Here is a 14,093-nt window from a genome sequence, read left to right as displayed (position 1 = left end):
TGCTGCAGTGAGGTCGTTCAGTCAGATGGGCCGCGCCGCCTACAATTCAAGGTTGTTCAGCCCTTGGAGCGAGCCGTGAGCAGCGCCCCCGTGGTTGGCGTGGTGATGGGTTCCAGCAGCGACTGGGAGACCCTGCGCCTCGCAACCGAGATTCTCGCCGAGTTCGGTGTGCCCTACGAGGCGCGCGTGGTCTCTGCCCACCGCATGCCCGACGACATGTTCGCCTACGCCGAATCGGCCGCCCCGCGCGGGCTGCGGGCCATCATCGCCGGCGCCGGCGGCGCCGCCCACCTGCCCGGCATGCTGGCCGCGAAGACCACGGTGCCGGTGCTTGGCGTGCCGGTCGCGAGCCGCCACCTGCAGGGCGTCGATTCGCTGCATTCCATCGTGCAGATGCCCAAAGGCATCCCGGTCGCGACGTTTGCGATCGGCAGCGCCGGCGCGGCCAATGCCGCGTTGTTCGCGGTCGCGATGCTGGCCTGCGACCAGCCCGCGCTGCGCAGCCAGCTCGAGGCCTGGCGCGCCCGCCAGACCGAGGTCGCGCGCGCCATGAGTGCCGAGTTGAAATGACGCTGCGCTTCATTCCCCCCGGCCAGACGCTCGGCGTGATGGGCGGCGGCCAGCTCGGCCGCATGTTCGTGCATGCCGCGCAGCAGATGGGCTACGCCACCGCGGTGCTGGACCCCGATGCGGCGAGCCCGGCCGGCCTGGTCGCGCACCACCACGTGCAGGCCGACTACCTCGACGCGACCGGTCTCGCGCACCTGGGCGCCGTCAGCGCCGCCGTCACCACCGAATTCGAGAACGTGCCCGCCGCCGCGCTGCGCACGCTGGCCGCGATGCGGCCGGTGGCGCCATCGGGCGATGCGGTCGCGGTGTGCCAGGACCGGGCCGCCGAGAAGGCGCACTTCGGCCGCTGCCACGTGCCGTGCGCGCCGTTCGTGCTGATCGAGACCCGGGACCAGCTCGATGCCGTCGACGCCGCGCTGCTGCCCGGCATCCTGAAGACCGCGCGCCTCGGCTACGACGGCAAGGGCCAGGTGCGGGTGGCCGACCGCGCGGCGCTGGCCGCCGCATGGGACGCGCTGAAGCAGGTGCCGTGCGTGCTCGAGCAGATGCTGCCGCTGGCCTACGAGGTCAGCGTCATCGTCGCGCGCGGCGCCGACGGTGCGAGCGTGCACTTCCCGCTGCAGCAGAACCTGCACCGCGATGGCATCCTCGCGGTGACGCGCGTGCCCTCGCCCGACGTGACGCCCGACGTGCAGCAGCAGGCCATCGCGCATGCCGGCCGCATCGCCGCGACGCTCGGCTACGTCGGCGTGCTGTGCGTCGAGTTCTTCGTGCTGAAGGACGGCCGGCTGGTCGCCAACGAAATGGCGCCGCGCCCGCACAACTCCGGCCACTACACGCTGGACGCCTGCGACCAGTCGCAGTTCGACCTGCAGGTGCGCACGCTGACCGGCGCCCCGCTGGCCGCGCCGCGGCTGCATTCGCCGGCGGTGATGCTGAACCTGCTGGGTGACCTGTGGTTCCGCGACACGGCGACCGCAAACCCGGCCGAAACGGAGCCCGACTGGGCCGCCGTGCTCGCGCTGCCGGGCGTGCACCTGCACCTGTACGGCAAGGCCAGCGCCCGCCCGGGCCGCAAGATGGGCCACCTGACCGTCACCGCCGCGACGGCCGAGTTCGCCAACGCGGTCGCACTGCAGGCCGCGGAGCACCTGGGCCTCGCGGCTTGGTGAGCCTCGCGACCGACTGAGCCGAGGACCCGCCGTGCTGCTCGATGCCCGAGATCCTTCCGACGCCCGCACCGCGGCCGCGGTGCGGCAGGCCGCCCGCACGCTGGCCGACGGCGAGCTGGTCGGCATGCCGACCGAGACGGTCTACGGGCTGGCCGCGCGTGCCGACGACGATGCCGCGGTCGCGAAGATCTTCGCCGCCAAGGGCCGGCCGGCCGACCACCCGCTGATCGTGCACGTCGGCGACGTCGGGTCGGCGCAGGTGTTCGCCGCCGACTGGCCGGCCGTCGCGCAGCAGCTGGCGGCCCGCTTCTGGCCGGGGCCGCTGACGCTGATCGTGCCGCGCGCGCCCGGCATCGCCGCCGCGTCGGCCGGCGGGCAGGACAGCATCGGCCTGCGCTGCCCGTCGCACCCGGTGGCGCAGGCGCTGCTGCGCGAGGCCAAGGCGCTGGGCGTGCCGGGCCTCGCGGCGCCGAGCGCGAACCGCTTCGGGCGCATCAGCCCGACGCGCGCGGCGCACGTCGTCGAGGAATTCGGCGACGCGCTGCCGGTGCTCGACGGCGGCGATTGCCAGGTCGGCATCGAATCGAGCATCGTCGACTGCTCGCGCGGTCGGCCGGTGCTGCTGCGCCCCGGTGTGCTGACGCGCCAGCAGCTCGAAGCCGCCGCCGGCCAGCCGCTGGCCGACCGCGACGACGCGGCGCCGCGCGCGTCGGGCACGCTCGAGGCGCATTACGCGCCGCGCGCCAAGCTGCGGCTGATGCCCGGTCCGATGCTGAATACGGCGTTGCAGATGCTCGAAGGCTCGACATTGAAGCTGGCGGTATATTCGCGCACCGTGCCCGCCAAGGCGGTGCGCGGGCTGCGCCACCGCGCGATGCCGTCGCAGGCCTCGCAGGCAGCCCACGAACTTTTTTCCGCGCTGCGCGAACTCGATGCCGAGGGCGTGCATCTGATCTGGGTGGAAGAGCCGCCCGCCGAGCCCGAATGGGACGGCGTGCGCGACCGCCTGCAACGGGCTGCCGCCGCCTGAGGCGACGCCCCATCCCAACCCACCCTCACCGTTTCCCGTCTGGAGTGTTCATGATTTTCAAGGCTGATCCGAAGCAAAACGGCTGGGTGCGTCTCGGCGCGGCACTGCTGGCGGCCGCGCTGCTCGCCTCGTGCGGCGGCGGCACGCAGGTCGAGCGCTTCGTGCCGCGGCGGCTGCTCTCGTTCGGCGACGAGGCCAGCGTGATGACGAGCACCAGCAACAAGTACAGCATCAATGCGGTGGTCTACGACACCACCACCAACCCGGCCACGCCCACCACGCAGCTGGACTGCAGCACCAACCCGATCTGGATCCAGATGGTGGCCGGCACCTTCGGCCTGGTCTTCGGCGAATGCAGCGCGAGCGGCGCCGCCGTCACCGCGCGCACCTTCGCGACGGTCGGCGCCGGCGTCAACGACGTCGCGTCGCAGATCACGCAGTTCACCTCCGGGGATTCGCTGTCGTCCACCGACCTCGTCACGGTGATGGCCGGCGCCAACGACATCATCGCGCTGTACCAGCAGTACCCCGGGCAGGGCGCGAGCGAGCTGCAGGCCGCCGCCGCCGCGGCCGGCAATGCACTGGGTGCGCAGATCATCCGGCTGTCCGATCTCGGCGCGAAGGTGATCGTGTCGACCGCAGCCGACCAGGGCCTGACGCCCTATGCGGCGAAGGAAGACCTGACGAACCCCGGCCGCGCGGCCTTCCTGTCGGCGCTCAGCTTCCAGTTCAATGCCGCGCTGCGGCTGAAGCTCGAAGAGGTGAAGGACGGCGGCAAGTCCGTCGGCCTGGTGGTGTTCGACGAACGCCTGCAGGACATGGTGCGCAACTACCCGAACTACTCGCTGGTGAACACCAACACCGCTGCCTGCCTGACGACGGCCGCGCTGCCGAACTGCACCGTGACGACGCTGAAGAAGGTGCCGGAATCGGGCACCCTCGACGCGGCCGCCTACACCTGGCTGTGGGCCGACGACCTGCACTTCAGCCCGGCCGCGCACAGCCAGCTCGGCTCGATGGCCGCCAGCCGCGCCGTCAACAACCCGTTCTGAGGAATGACGGCCCCTCGGCCGACGAGCACGTCGACCGGATCCCCCGCGGGGACCGATGTCCGCGGCTCCAAGCCCGCCTGCGCGGGCTTGGACGGCCAGAGCGCAAGCCGCGTCTCGCGGCTTGCGGGGGCCGGCTCGAGGCGGCCCGCCGCTCTCCGCCACGCTTCTTTACACAACGGGCGGGGTTTCTCCGACGGGTCATCGCCGACGGGCCTCTCTATAGTCGGCCGCAGCTTTCCATCGCGACGGGCGGGTGCTTCAGCGCGCGCGCGCCGCTCAACCAAGGGGTCTGCATGAAGAACGTCCGTTCCTGGGGTGCGGTGACGCTGGCGTCGCTGCTGCTCGCCGCGTGTGGCGGCGGTGGCGATGGCGACCAGTCGCCGCGCGTGAAGTACAGCGCGATGGTGTCGTTCGGTGACAGCCTGAGCGACGTCGGGACGTACGCGACGCCGACGCTCGTGGCGGCTTCGGGCGGCGGCAAGTACACGGTCAATGGCCCGGCCGGCAAGAACTGGACCGAACTGCTGTCCGTGCAGGCCGGCACCGGCGCACCGTGCGCCGCGCAGACCGGGCTCGAATCGTCGGGTCCGCTGGCCGCGTTCGCGCAGGCCGCCGCGGCCCATGCCGGCTGCTATGGCTATGCCCAGGGCGGCGCGCGGGTGACCAACCCGGTCGGCCCCGGCAACAAGGCCCTCATTGCCGCCGGCGACACCAGCGGCTACGTCGGCCAGCTCACCGTGCCGGTCGTCACGCAGATCGGCAACCACCTGGCGGCCGTCGGCGGCAGCTTCAGCGGCACCGAGCTGGTCACCGTGATGGCCGGCGGCAACGACGTGTTCATCAACCTCGCGGCAGTGAGTGCGGCGCAGGCCACGCCGACGCAGGCTGTCACCGCGATGGCCACGGCCGGCGGCGAACTGGCCGCCTACATCAAGACGCTGATCCTCGCGAAGGGTGCGACGCACGTCGTCGTCGTGAACCTGCCCGACGTCAGCCAGACACCGCTTGCCTACGCACAGAGCGCGGACGTGCAGACGCTGATCAACACGATGGTGGTGCAGTTCAACGCCCAGTTGCACGCCGGCCTGGCCGGCACCGCCGGCGTGCTCGAGGTCGACGCCTACACGCAGGGCCGCGACCAGGTCGCCCAACCGCAGCTCTATGGCCTGACCAACGTGACGACGCCGGCCTGCGACCTCACGAAGCTGGCCGCGACGCTGTTCGCCAGCTCGCTGGTCTGCTCGGCCAACACGGTGATCGCCGGCGACATCTCGCACTACGAGTTCGCCGACACGGTGCACCCGACGCCGTTCGCCTACCAGCTGCTCGCGCGGTTCGTCGCCAAGCGCATGGTCGAAAGCGGCTGGCTGTGAGCCCGCGCCCATCGACCTGCCCATCAAAGGACATTCCCATGACCCATGGCATCAAGACCCTTGCGATCGCGGCGCTGGCCCTGTGCGGCAGCACCGCGGCGCTCGCGCAATCGGCCGGCACCTGGATGGTGAAGACCGGCGTCAACCAGATCGCGCCGCAGGTGAAGAGCGACGACCTGAGCGCCTCCAGCCTGCCCAACAGCAAGATCGACGTGAAGAGCGACACGCAGGCGATCTTCACGCTCGGCTACATGCTGACCGACAACGTCTCGCTGGAGTTCTTCGCCGGCCTGCCCTACAAGCACGAGGTGGTCGGCGACGGCGCGCTGTCGGGCGTCGGCAAGCTGGGCACGATCAAGCAGGTGTCGCCGACGCTGTTCGCGCAGTACCGCTTCCTGGAGGCGAACTCGCCATTTCGCCCCTTCGTCGGCGCCGGCCTGACCTATGCGCACTTCTACGGCGAGGAAGGCTCGGGCGCGCTGACCGCGCTGACCAACCCGGGCGGCCCGCCGACCTCGATGTCGGCGGATTCGGCCTTCGGACCGTCGTTCCAGCTCGGCGCGAGCTACCGGTTCGACGAGCACTGGTTCATCGACGGCTCGGTCATCAAGACCTACCTGAAGACGACGACCAAGCTGTCGACCGGGCAATCGATCGACACGAAGCTGGACCCGATCTCGACCAACCTGTCGATCGGCTACAGGTTCTAGGCCCCCCCAGTCGCTTTGCTCCAAGGGGCGCCACCCTGCGGCCCGGCAAAGCCGGTTCCGCGGGCGTTGCTTGATCTCAATTCATCGTGTCGTTGATGACCCATTGAGTCATCGCGTCGAGGGCCGGCCGGGCGGCGTTCGCATTCGGGTGGTTGATGATCGCCACCACGATGTAGCGCCGGCCGCTCTGGCCCAGCACGTAGCCGGCGATCCCGGCGACGTCCTTCAAAGACCCGGTCTTCAGGTGCGCCCGCCCGAGCGTCGCGCGCGAGCGCTTCATCGTGCCGTCGAGCCCGCTGACCGGCAGCGAGCTCATCAGCTCCGGCATCGCCGGCCCGGCCCAGTCGGCCTGCAGCACGCGGCCGAGCAGCTGCGCGGTGACGCGCGAATCGCGCGACAGCCCCGAACCGTTGTCGACGGCGACCGACGGCGCCGCATCGGGCCAGCGCTCGGCCACCCACTGGCGCAGCACCTCGCGCGCGAGTTCCGGAGAGCCGAGGCCGCGCTGCGTCAGCCCGAGCGTCAGGAACAGCTGCTGCGCCATCACGTTGTTGCTGAACTTGTTGATGTCGCGGATCACCTCGGCCAGCGGCGGCGATACCAGCTCGAAACTCGGCGGCGTGCTCGGCGCCGTGCCGTCGCGCACCTTGCCGCCCAGCTTGCCGCCCATCTCGCTCCACAGCCCGCGCAGCAGCCGCTCGCTGTAGCGCTGCGGCTCGGGCCACGCGATCGACCACGCCTTCTCGCCGCACAGCGTGCGGAAGCCGCCGACCACCTTCAGCCGGGCCGGGTCGGCGACGTCGAGCATCAGCGGAGCGCGCCAGTCGTCGCACGGGCCGGCGATCAGCGGCACGCTGTCGTCGAGCTGCAGCCCGGACAGCGGCACGTCGGCGGTGATGCGGGCGACGCCGGCCGGCGCGTCGGGCACGAAGCTGAGCGTCAGCGACTTGAAGTTCAGCATCAGCGCATCGGGCTGCACGTTGTACGGCCGCAGCGGATCGCCGTCGAAATCGGCCGGGTTCTGCAACGACGGGCGGAACGCGCTGCGGTCGAGCACGATGTCGCCGCGGATCTCGTGCACGCCGAACTGCTGCACGCGGCGCAGCATCATCCACAGCCGCTCGGGCACGAGCTTGGGGTCGCCGGTGCCGCGGATCACCAAGTCGCCGTCGAGCACGCCATGGGGGCCCGGCCGGCGCACGGTGCCCTGCAGCCAGACCGGTGTCGACCAGGTCCAGGCCGGTCCCAGCAGTTCGAGCGCGGCCGAGGTGGTCAGCAGCTTCATCAGCGAGGCCGGGTTGACCGGCTGGCGCGCCTGCCAGTCGAGCCGCGGCGCGCTGGCGCCGACCTCCTGCACCCAGGCGACCATCGCCTCGCGCGGCACCCTGGCGGCGTCGAGCGCGACCTCGGCCTCGATCGGCAGCGGTGCCGCTGCCGCCGGCAGCACGAGTGCGGCGGTCGCCAGGCCGGCCATGCGCGACAGGAGTCGCCTCCCTACATTCCCCATCCGTCGATGATCGCACGCAGCCCGGGCTTTAGACTGTCGCCCATGGGCACGCTGCTGGCTTTCGACACCTCCACCGACGCGATGGGCATCGCGCTGGTCGCGCCCGGGTGGCAGGCGGCGCACGACCGCGCCGGCGGCGCGCAGGCCTCGGCGACGCTGGTGCCCGAACTGATGGCCTTGCTGGCCGCGCACGGGCTGGCGCTGGCCGGCGTCGACGCGATCGCGTTCGGCTGCGGCCCCGGCGCCTTCACCGGGCTGCGCACCGCCTGCTCGGTGGCGCAGGGCCTGGCGTTCGGCGCGAGCAAGCCGGTGATCCCGGTCGACAGCTTGCTGCTGGTGGCCGACGATGCACGCGCGCAGACCGGTGCAACCGAGGTCTGCGTCGCGATGGACGCGCGCATGGACGAGATCTATGCCGGTGGCTACCGCTGGGCCGACGGCCGCTGGACGGCGACCGACGCGCCCGCGCTGCTGCGCCTCGACGCGTTCCAGGCACTGCAGCGGGCGCGCCCCGGCGCGGTGGTCGCCGGCTCGGCGCTCGATGCCTTCGGCGAGCGGCTCGCGCTGTCCGCCTCGGTGCAGCGCGTGCCGCAGCCACGCTCGCGCGCCGAGGCGCTGGCGCGCGTCGCCGCGCAGCTGTGGTCGCAAGGCGTTCGCGTCGATGCGGCGCACGCGCTGCCGGTGTACCTGCGCGACAAGGTGGCGCAGACGACCGTCGAGCGCGCACACGACAAGGCGATGAAAGCGAAGGCCGTCGCATGAGTGCCGTGCTGAGGGACAAGCGCCTGCTGCTGCCGCTCGGCGTCACGCAGCTCGACGCGGTGCTCGAGATCGAGCGCCAGGCCTACGAATTCCCGTGGACCCATGGCAATTTCATCGACTCGCTGGCCGCCGGCTACGTGGCCCGCGTGATCTACGGCGAGCGCGGCGAGATGCTGGGCTATTTCATCGCGATGCCCGGCGTCGACGAGATGCACCTGCTGAACCTGACCGTCGCGCCGGCCTTCCAGCGCCAGGGCCATGCGCGCTTCCTGCTCGACGAGCTGGTTGCGGTGTGCCGCGAGCGCCGCGCCGCGCAGCTGTGGCTGGAGGTGCGGCAGAGCAACGAACGCGCGCGGGCGCTGTACCTGCGCTACGGCTTCAAGTCGATCGGCACGCGCCGCGGCTACTACCCGGCGTCGCGCGCCACGCACCCGAGCGGGCGCGAGGATGCGGCGGTGATGAGCCTGCAGGTGGACCTGGCGGAGGGTGGCGATGCGCTGGAGTGAACGCCAGGTCGCGATGCTGCAGGAAATGGGCATCCGCGTGTGGAACACGCCGTCGCAGGGCGATGCGGTGGCGCTCGCCGAGGCGCAGCCCGAGGTCGAGACCGGCACGTCGCGGCCCGCGTCGGCGCCGGCCGCGCCCTCGCCCGCCTCCGTGGCCGAACCCGCTGGCGTCGCCGTGCGCGGCCCGCGCGCGACCGGCGTCGACGCGATGGACTGGCCCGCGCTGCGCGACGCCGTCGCGGGCTGCACGGCCTGCAAGCTGTGCAGCGGCCGCACGCAGACGGTGTTCGGCGTCGGCAACCCGCAGGCGCACTGGATGGTCGTCGGCGAAGCGCCCGGCGAACAGGAAGACCGGCAAGGCGAGCCCTTCGTCGGCAAATCGGGCCAGCTGCTCGACAGCATGTTGCGCGCGCTCGGGCTGACGCGCGGCGAGGCCGAGCCGGCGCGCCAGGTCTTCATCGCGAACACGCTGAAGTGCCGCCCGCCCGGCAACCGCAACCCCGAGCCCGACGAGCTGGCGCAGTGCGAGCCCTTCCTGATCCGCCAGATCGAGCTGGTGAAGCCGCGCATGATCCTCGCGATGGGCCGTTTCGCGGTGCAGAGCCTGCTGCGCAGCAACGAGCCGGTCGGCCGGCTGCGCGGCCGCGTCCACCAGTACCAGGGCGTGCCGCTGGTCGTGACCTACCACCCGGCCTACCTGCTGCGCAACCCGGAGGACAAGGCCCGGGCGTGGGACGACCTGTGCCTGGCGGTCGAACAGCTCGAGCGGACGACGACGGCGGCCGCCTGACGATGGACACCGCCCCGCACGCCTGGCCCGATCTCGAGGAGCTGCCGTGCATGGTGCTGCGGCTGACGCCCGAATGCGTCGTGCTGCAGGGCAACCGCGCCTTCGTCGACTTCAGCGGCGCCGGCTCGGCGCGCGACGCCGGGCTGCTGTGGCAGGCGCTGCTCGGCCCCGAATCGCGCGCCACGCTCGCGACGCGGCTGATCGGCCGCGAGGACTTCGCGCTGAACCTGCGCATGCAGTGCGCGCCGCAGTCGACCGGTGGCCCCTGCTGGCTCGACCTGGAGGCGCGCTGGCTGCCGGCGCCCGGCCACTACCTGTGCGTGCTGCACGACGTCACCGACAGCCGGCGTGCCGAGCTGTCGGCCCGCGCCCGCGCCGACCAGTTCCAGCTGCTGGCCGACAACGTGCCGGTGCTGATCGCCTACTACCAGGCCAGCACGCTGCGCTGCCTGTTCGCGAACAAGCGCTACGCGCAGACCTTCGGCTGGGACGAGCAGTCGATCGTCGGCCACACCGTGTCCGAGATCATCGGCGAGCCGGCCGCGCGGCTGATCCAGCCGCAGGTCGACCGGGTGCTGCGCGAACGGCGCGGCGCGTCGTACGAGCGCGAGCTGATCGGCCCCGACGGCGAGCGCCGCTGGATCGAGGTGAACCTGCTGCCGCACGTCGTCAACGAAGGCGACGCGACCGCCGCGTTCGTGCTGATCTCCGACATCACCAAGCACCGGTTGGCCGAGCAGTCGGTGCGCGAATCGGAGGAGCGGCTCGCGAAGTTCATGCAGGCCAGCGCCGAGGGCATCGTTTTCCACAAGGACGGCGTGATCACCGACGCCAATCCGCCGGCGCTCGCGCTGATCGGCTACACGCTCGACGAGCTGAAGGGCCGCAAGACGCTGGACTTCATCGCGCCCGACCAGCTCGCCCGCGCCGCCGCGACGCAGTCGGCCGGCGCCGAGATCACCTACGAGAGCGTCGCGCTGCACAAGGACGGCGGGCGCATCCCGGTCGAATTCACCGTGCGCACGATGCTGCGCAACGGCGAGCGCATGCGCATGACGCTGGTGCGCGACCTGCGCGACCGGCTGGCGGCGCAGGACCGCATCCACCACCTGGCCCACCACGACGCGCTGACGCAGCTGCCGAACCGGATGAGCTTCATGGAGACGCTGGAGCACCGCATCACCGGCGCACGCAGCAGCGACTCGCAGCTCGCGCTGCTGTTCATCGACCTCGACCACTTCAAGCGGGTCAACGACTCGCTCGGCCACCTGATCGGCGACACGCTGCTGCAGACGGTCGCGCAGCGCATCATCCAGAGCCTGCGCTCGACCGACCTGGTCGCGCGCTTCGGCGGCGACGAGTTCATCGTGCTGCTGCCCGGCGTGCTGCAGCGCGCCGACGTCGAGGAGGCCACGCAGAAGCTGCTGGCGGCGATCGAGGTGCCGGTGAACGCCGACGGGCGGCTGATCTCGGTGACGCCGTCGGTCGGCATCTCGATGTTCCCGCACGACGGCCAGACCGCCGACGAGCTGATCAAGAACGCCGACACCGCGATGTACCTCGCGAAGGCGCGCGGCCGTGCGAACTACCAGTTCTTCACGCCGGCGATGGCGCGTTCGGCCTATGCCGCGCTGGTGATGGAAAGCCAGATGACGCAGGCGCTGGAGCGCAGCGAGTTCGTGCTGCATTTCCAGCCGCAGGTGCGCTCGCACGACGGCGTGCTGGTCGGCGTCGAGGCGCTGATCCGCTGGAATCACCCGGAGCGCGGGCTGCTGATGCCCGACCACTTCATCCCGCTCGCCGAGCAGCAGCGGCTGATGCTGCCGATCGGCCAGTGGGTGCTGCGAGACGCACTGCGCTGCGCGCGCCGCTGGCACGAATCCGGCATCAGCAGCGTGCCGGTGGCGGTGAACTTGTCGAGCGTGCAGTTCCAGACCGTGGGCTTCATCCAGCTGATCGCCGACATGCTGCAGGAAGAAGGCGTGCCGGGCGACTGCCTCGAGCTGGAGCTGACCGAGCGCATGCTGATGGACGACCTCGGCGAAGTGAAGACCCGGCTCGGCGAGCTGAAGGCGATGGGCATCCGGATCTCGGTCGACGACTTCGGCACCGGCTACTCGTCGCTCGGCCACCTGAAGGAGCTGCCGATCGACAAGATGAAGATCGACCGCTCGTTCGTGAAGGACCTGCCGGACGAGCACGACTCGGCGGCGATCGCGCGCGCGATCGTGCAGCTGGCGCGCAGCCTGGACATCACGGTGATCGCCGAAGGCGTCGAGACGATCGCGCAGCAGGAGTTCCTGACCCGGCTCGGCTGCGACGAACTGCAGGGCGAGCTGGTCAGCGCGCCGCTGCCGGCCGCCGCCTTCGAGGCCTGGGCGATCGCGCTGGCGGGGCCGGCGCTGGTGTGACGCCCGCAGGTCACGGCTTTGCGACGATGTCGTCGTCGGCGAGCCCCATCGCGCCCACTTCAAAAGGGGAGGCACGTCGGTCCTTCGGGGCTGTGTGCATTGACCCGGCCTGAGTGGCCGTCGACGGCGATCGGTTCGCGGCGCGGCACGCAGCATTGGTAGACTGCGGCGCGGTGGCTGTCCCGCCATCACCAGCACCCTTGCCTCTCGAAGAAGATGAACGACACGACGAGCGGTCTTGCACGGACCGCCCTCGCCAACGCTCCCGCCGAGGCCCCAACTGCCCTTGCGCACACCTCTTACCGCCCGGACATCGACGGGCTGCGCGGCATCGCGGTGTCTTTCGTTGTCGCCTTCCATGCCTTCCCGGCGTTCATTCGCAGCGGATTCATCGGCGTCGATGTCTTCTTCGTCATCTCAGGCTTCCTGATTTCGGGCATCCTGTTCAACGACCTGGAACGCGGCAGCTTCAGCCTGGTCGATTTCTACGCCCGGCGCATGCGTCGCATCTTTCCGGCACTGCTGGCGATGCTGGTCGCCTGCCTGTGCTGGGGCATCTGGTTGCTGCTGAGCCACGAATTGCAGCAGATCGGCAAGCACGTCGCGGCAGGTGCCGGCTTCGTGTCGAACCTGGTGCTGTGGGGCGAAAGCGGCTACTTCGACAACGCGGGCGAGACCAAACCGCTGCTGCACCTGTGGAGCCTGGGCATCGAGGAACAGTTCTACCTGGTCTGGCCGCTGATGCTGGGTCTGGCGTGGCGGCTGCGCCTGGACGCGCGCCTGGTCATCGTGGTGGTGTTCACTGGCTCGTTCTGGCTCAACCTGCGGCAGTCGCACGTCGACGTGATCGCGGATTTCTATTCACCGCAGACGCGCTTCTGGGAGCTGCTGGCGGGGGCTTTGGTGGCGAGCCTGGCACGGCGTCCACCGCCCGCCCGACTGGAGCGGGTGCTCGCCGCGCCAGGTTTTCGCAACGCCGGCTCGGCCCTGGGCGTCGTGCTGCTCCTCGTCAGCTGCTGGACCACGAAGAAGGTTCACTTTCCCGGCCTCGTGGCGCTCGGGCCGGTGCTGGGGACGGTCCTGCTGATCGCGGCAGGGCCTCAGGCCTGGGTCAACCGCGTACTGCTGTCGAACCGAATCCTGGTGATGGTCGGGCTCATCAGCTTCCCGCTCTACCTGTGGCATTGGCCGCTGCTGAGCTTCGCCCGGGTCATCGTCGGCGAGACGCCGCCGGCGTGGGTGCGCGCCGTTGCGGTCGTGACCGCATTCGCGCTCGCGTGGGCAAGCTGGCGATGGGTGGAACGGCCGCTGCGCTTCGGTGGGCGACCCGGCCTCAAGGCCGTCGGGCTGGTCATCGCGATGGTGCTGGTGGGCGCCGCCGGGTGGGCGCTGTCCGCGAGCGGTGGGCGATGGTTCGGGCACCCGCCGCTGGCGACCCAGGTGCTGCGCGGCGACATCGGTCATCTCGAGTTCCATCGCTGGCCGCTCGAACGCTACACGGTCTGCACGCCGAAAGCCCTGGCGGACCAGGCGCCGCGTTGGGAGGGCTACGTGCGCTGCCTGCAATCGAAGCCGAGCGAGCCGGTCGACATCGTTCTGCTCGGCGACAGCCATGCCGAACACCTGTTCATCGGCCTCGCCGAACAACTGCCGACGCGCAACCTGGCCTTCTACATCCAGAGCGCCCCACCCTTCGTCGGCCGCAGCGACTTCGACGCGATCCATGCGCATGTGCTGGCCTCCCCCGGCATCCGCAGCGTCGTGCTGACCATGTTCTGGACCAACCGCGCATCACAGGTGCCGGCAGGCAGTTCGATGGAAGAGGAGACCTTGCGGGCCGCCTCGCGGCTGGCCGACGCAGGCAAGCAGGTGTACCTGACCGATGACGTACCGAGCCACGACTTCGACCTGCAGCGCTGCGCGGTCCAGCGTGGGCCTTTCCCCCGCTTGCCCTGCGAGACCGCGCGGGCGGCGGTGGATGCCCGGAACGCGGCGATGGATGCGGCGCTGGCGGACGTGGTCCGGCGCGACCCGCGGATCCGCCTGATCCACACGCGCCGGCACTTCTGCGACGCAATGCGTTGCAGCATGGTGCGCGGCGGCGACCTGCTCTACCGCGACAGCAACCACCTGAACATCCTGGGCAGCCGGTTCATCGGCGAGCGCATCGTCTCCGAGCATCCGGAGCTGCGCTGACGGAGTTCCGCTCG

Annotated in this window: 12 protein-coding genes; 11 read left to right on the top strand and 1 reads right to left on the bottom strand. The window is 70.8% G+C overall.

Going from position 1 to position 14,093, the window contains the following annotated elements:
* Positions 1-105: 105 nt before the first annotated feature.
* The 6 genes from purE (at position 106) to FHT26_RS25745 (ending at position 5,907) form a co-directional block, all read left to right on the top strand.
* Entirely contained in the window at positions 106-570 is a 465-nt protein-coding gene (purE, locus tag FHT26_RS25770; protein WP_168563044.1) for a 5-(carboxyamino)imidazole ribonucleotide mutase, read from the top strand.
* On the top strand, positions 567-1,742 hold the full coding sequence (locus tag FHT26_RS25765; protein ID WP_168562963.1) for a 5-(carboxyamino)imidazole ribonucleotide synthase: 1,176 nt from the start codon (positions 567-569) through the stop codon (positions 1,740-1,742). Before purE ends, FHT26_RS25765 begins: the two co-directional genes overlap by 4 nt.
* A gap of 31 nt (positions 1,743-1,773) precedes the next feature.
* Entirely contained in the window at positions 1,774-2,772 is a 999-nt protein-coding gene (locus FHT26_RS25760; protein ID WP_168562962.1) for an L-threonylcarbamoyladenylate synthase, read from the top strand.
* A gap of 50 nt (positions 2,773-2,822) precedes the next feature.
* Positions 2,823-3,824, top strand: a complete 1,002-nt coding sequence (locus tag FHT26_RS25755) for an SGNH/GDSL hydrolase family protein (RefSeq protein WP_168562961.1) — start codon at positions 2,823-2,825, stop codon at positions 3,822-3,824.
* Positions 3,825-4,117: 293 nt separating this feature from the next.
* Positions 4,118-5,197: an SGNH/GDSL hydrolase family protein gene (locus FHT26_RS25750; protein ID WP_168562960.1), complete on the top strand. Its 1,080-nt coding sequence runs from the start codon at positions 4,118-4,120 to the stop codon at positions 5,195-5,197.
* Positions 5,198-5,235: 38 nt separating this feature from the next.
* Positions 5,236-5,907, top strand: a complete 672-nt coding sequence (locus FHT26_RS25745) for an OmpW/AlkL family protein (protein ID WP_168562959.1) — start codon at positions 5,236-5,238, stop codon at positions 5,905-5,907.
* A gap of 76 nt (positions 5,908-5,983) precedes the next feature.
* Here FHT26_RS25745 and dacB read toward each other — a convergent pair whose 3' ends face one another.
* Entirely contained in the window at positions 5,984-7,381 is a 1,398-nt protein-coding gene (gene dacB, locus FHT26_RS25740; protein ID WP_246868109.1) for a D-alanyl-D-alanine carboxypeptidase/D-alanyl-D-alanine endopeptidase, read from the bottom strand.
* A 75-nt stretch (positions 7,382-7,456) separates the two neighbouring features.
* Here dacB and tsaB point away from each other — a divergent pair, with 75 nt between their 5' ends.
* The 5 genes from tsaB to FHT26_RS25715 all read left to right on the top strand — a co-directional run bounded on the left by tsaB (position 7,457) and on the right by FHT26_RS25715 (position 14,079).
* Positions 7,457-8,176, top strand: a complete 720-nt coding sequence (tsaB, locus tag FHT26_RS25735) for a tRNA (adenosine(37)-N6)-threonylcarbamoyltransferase complex dimerization subunit type 1 TsaB (protein ID WP_168562957.1) — start codon at positions 7,457-7,459, stop codon at positions 8,174-8,176.
* Positions 8,173-8,682: a ribosomal protein S18-alanine N-acetyltransferase gene (rimI, locus tag FHT26_RS25730; protein WP_168562956.1), complete on the top strand. Its 510-nt coding sequence runs from the start codon at positions 8,173-8,175 to the stop codon at positions 8,680-8,682. Before tsaB ends, rimI begins: the two co-directional genes overlap by 4 nt.
* Complete coding sequence (locus tag FHT26_RS25725) at positions 8,669-9,472, top strand: uracil-DNA glycosylase (protein WP_168562955.1); 804 nt, start codon at positions 8,669-8,671, stop codon at positions 9,470-9,472. Before rimI ends, FHT26_RS25725 begins: the two co-directional genes overlap by 14 nt.
* Positions 9,473-9,474: 2 nt before the next feature.
* Positions 9,475-11,883 carry a putative bifunctional diguanylate cyclase/phosphodiesterase gene (locus tag FHT26_RS25720; protein ID WP_168562954.1) on the top strand — a complete coding sequence of 803 codons (2,409 nt, stop codon included), beginning with the start codon at positions 9,475-9,477 and terminating at the stop codon, positions 11,881-11,883.
* A gap of 216 nt (positions 11,884-12,099) precedes the next feature.
* A complete protein-coding gene (locus tag FHT26_RS25715; protein WP_168562953.1) occupies positions 12,100-14,079 on the top strand; it encodes an acyltransferase family protein in 1,980 nt (659 codons plus the stop codon).
* The last annotated feature ends 14 nt before the right edge of the window (positions 14,080-14,093 follow it).

This window comes from Rhizobacter sp. SG703 (assembly GCF_012275445.1).
GTDB lineage: Bacteria > Pseudomonadota > Gammaproteobacteria > Burkholderiales > Burkholderiaceae_C > Rhizobacter.
Note: the sequence above shows the minus strand (reverse complement) of the source record. Positions and strands in the feature narration are given on the sequence as shown.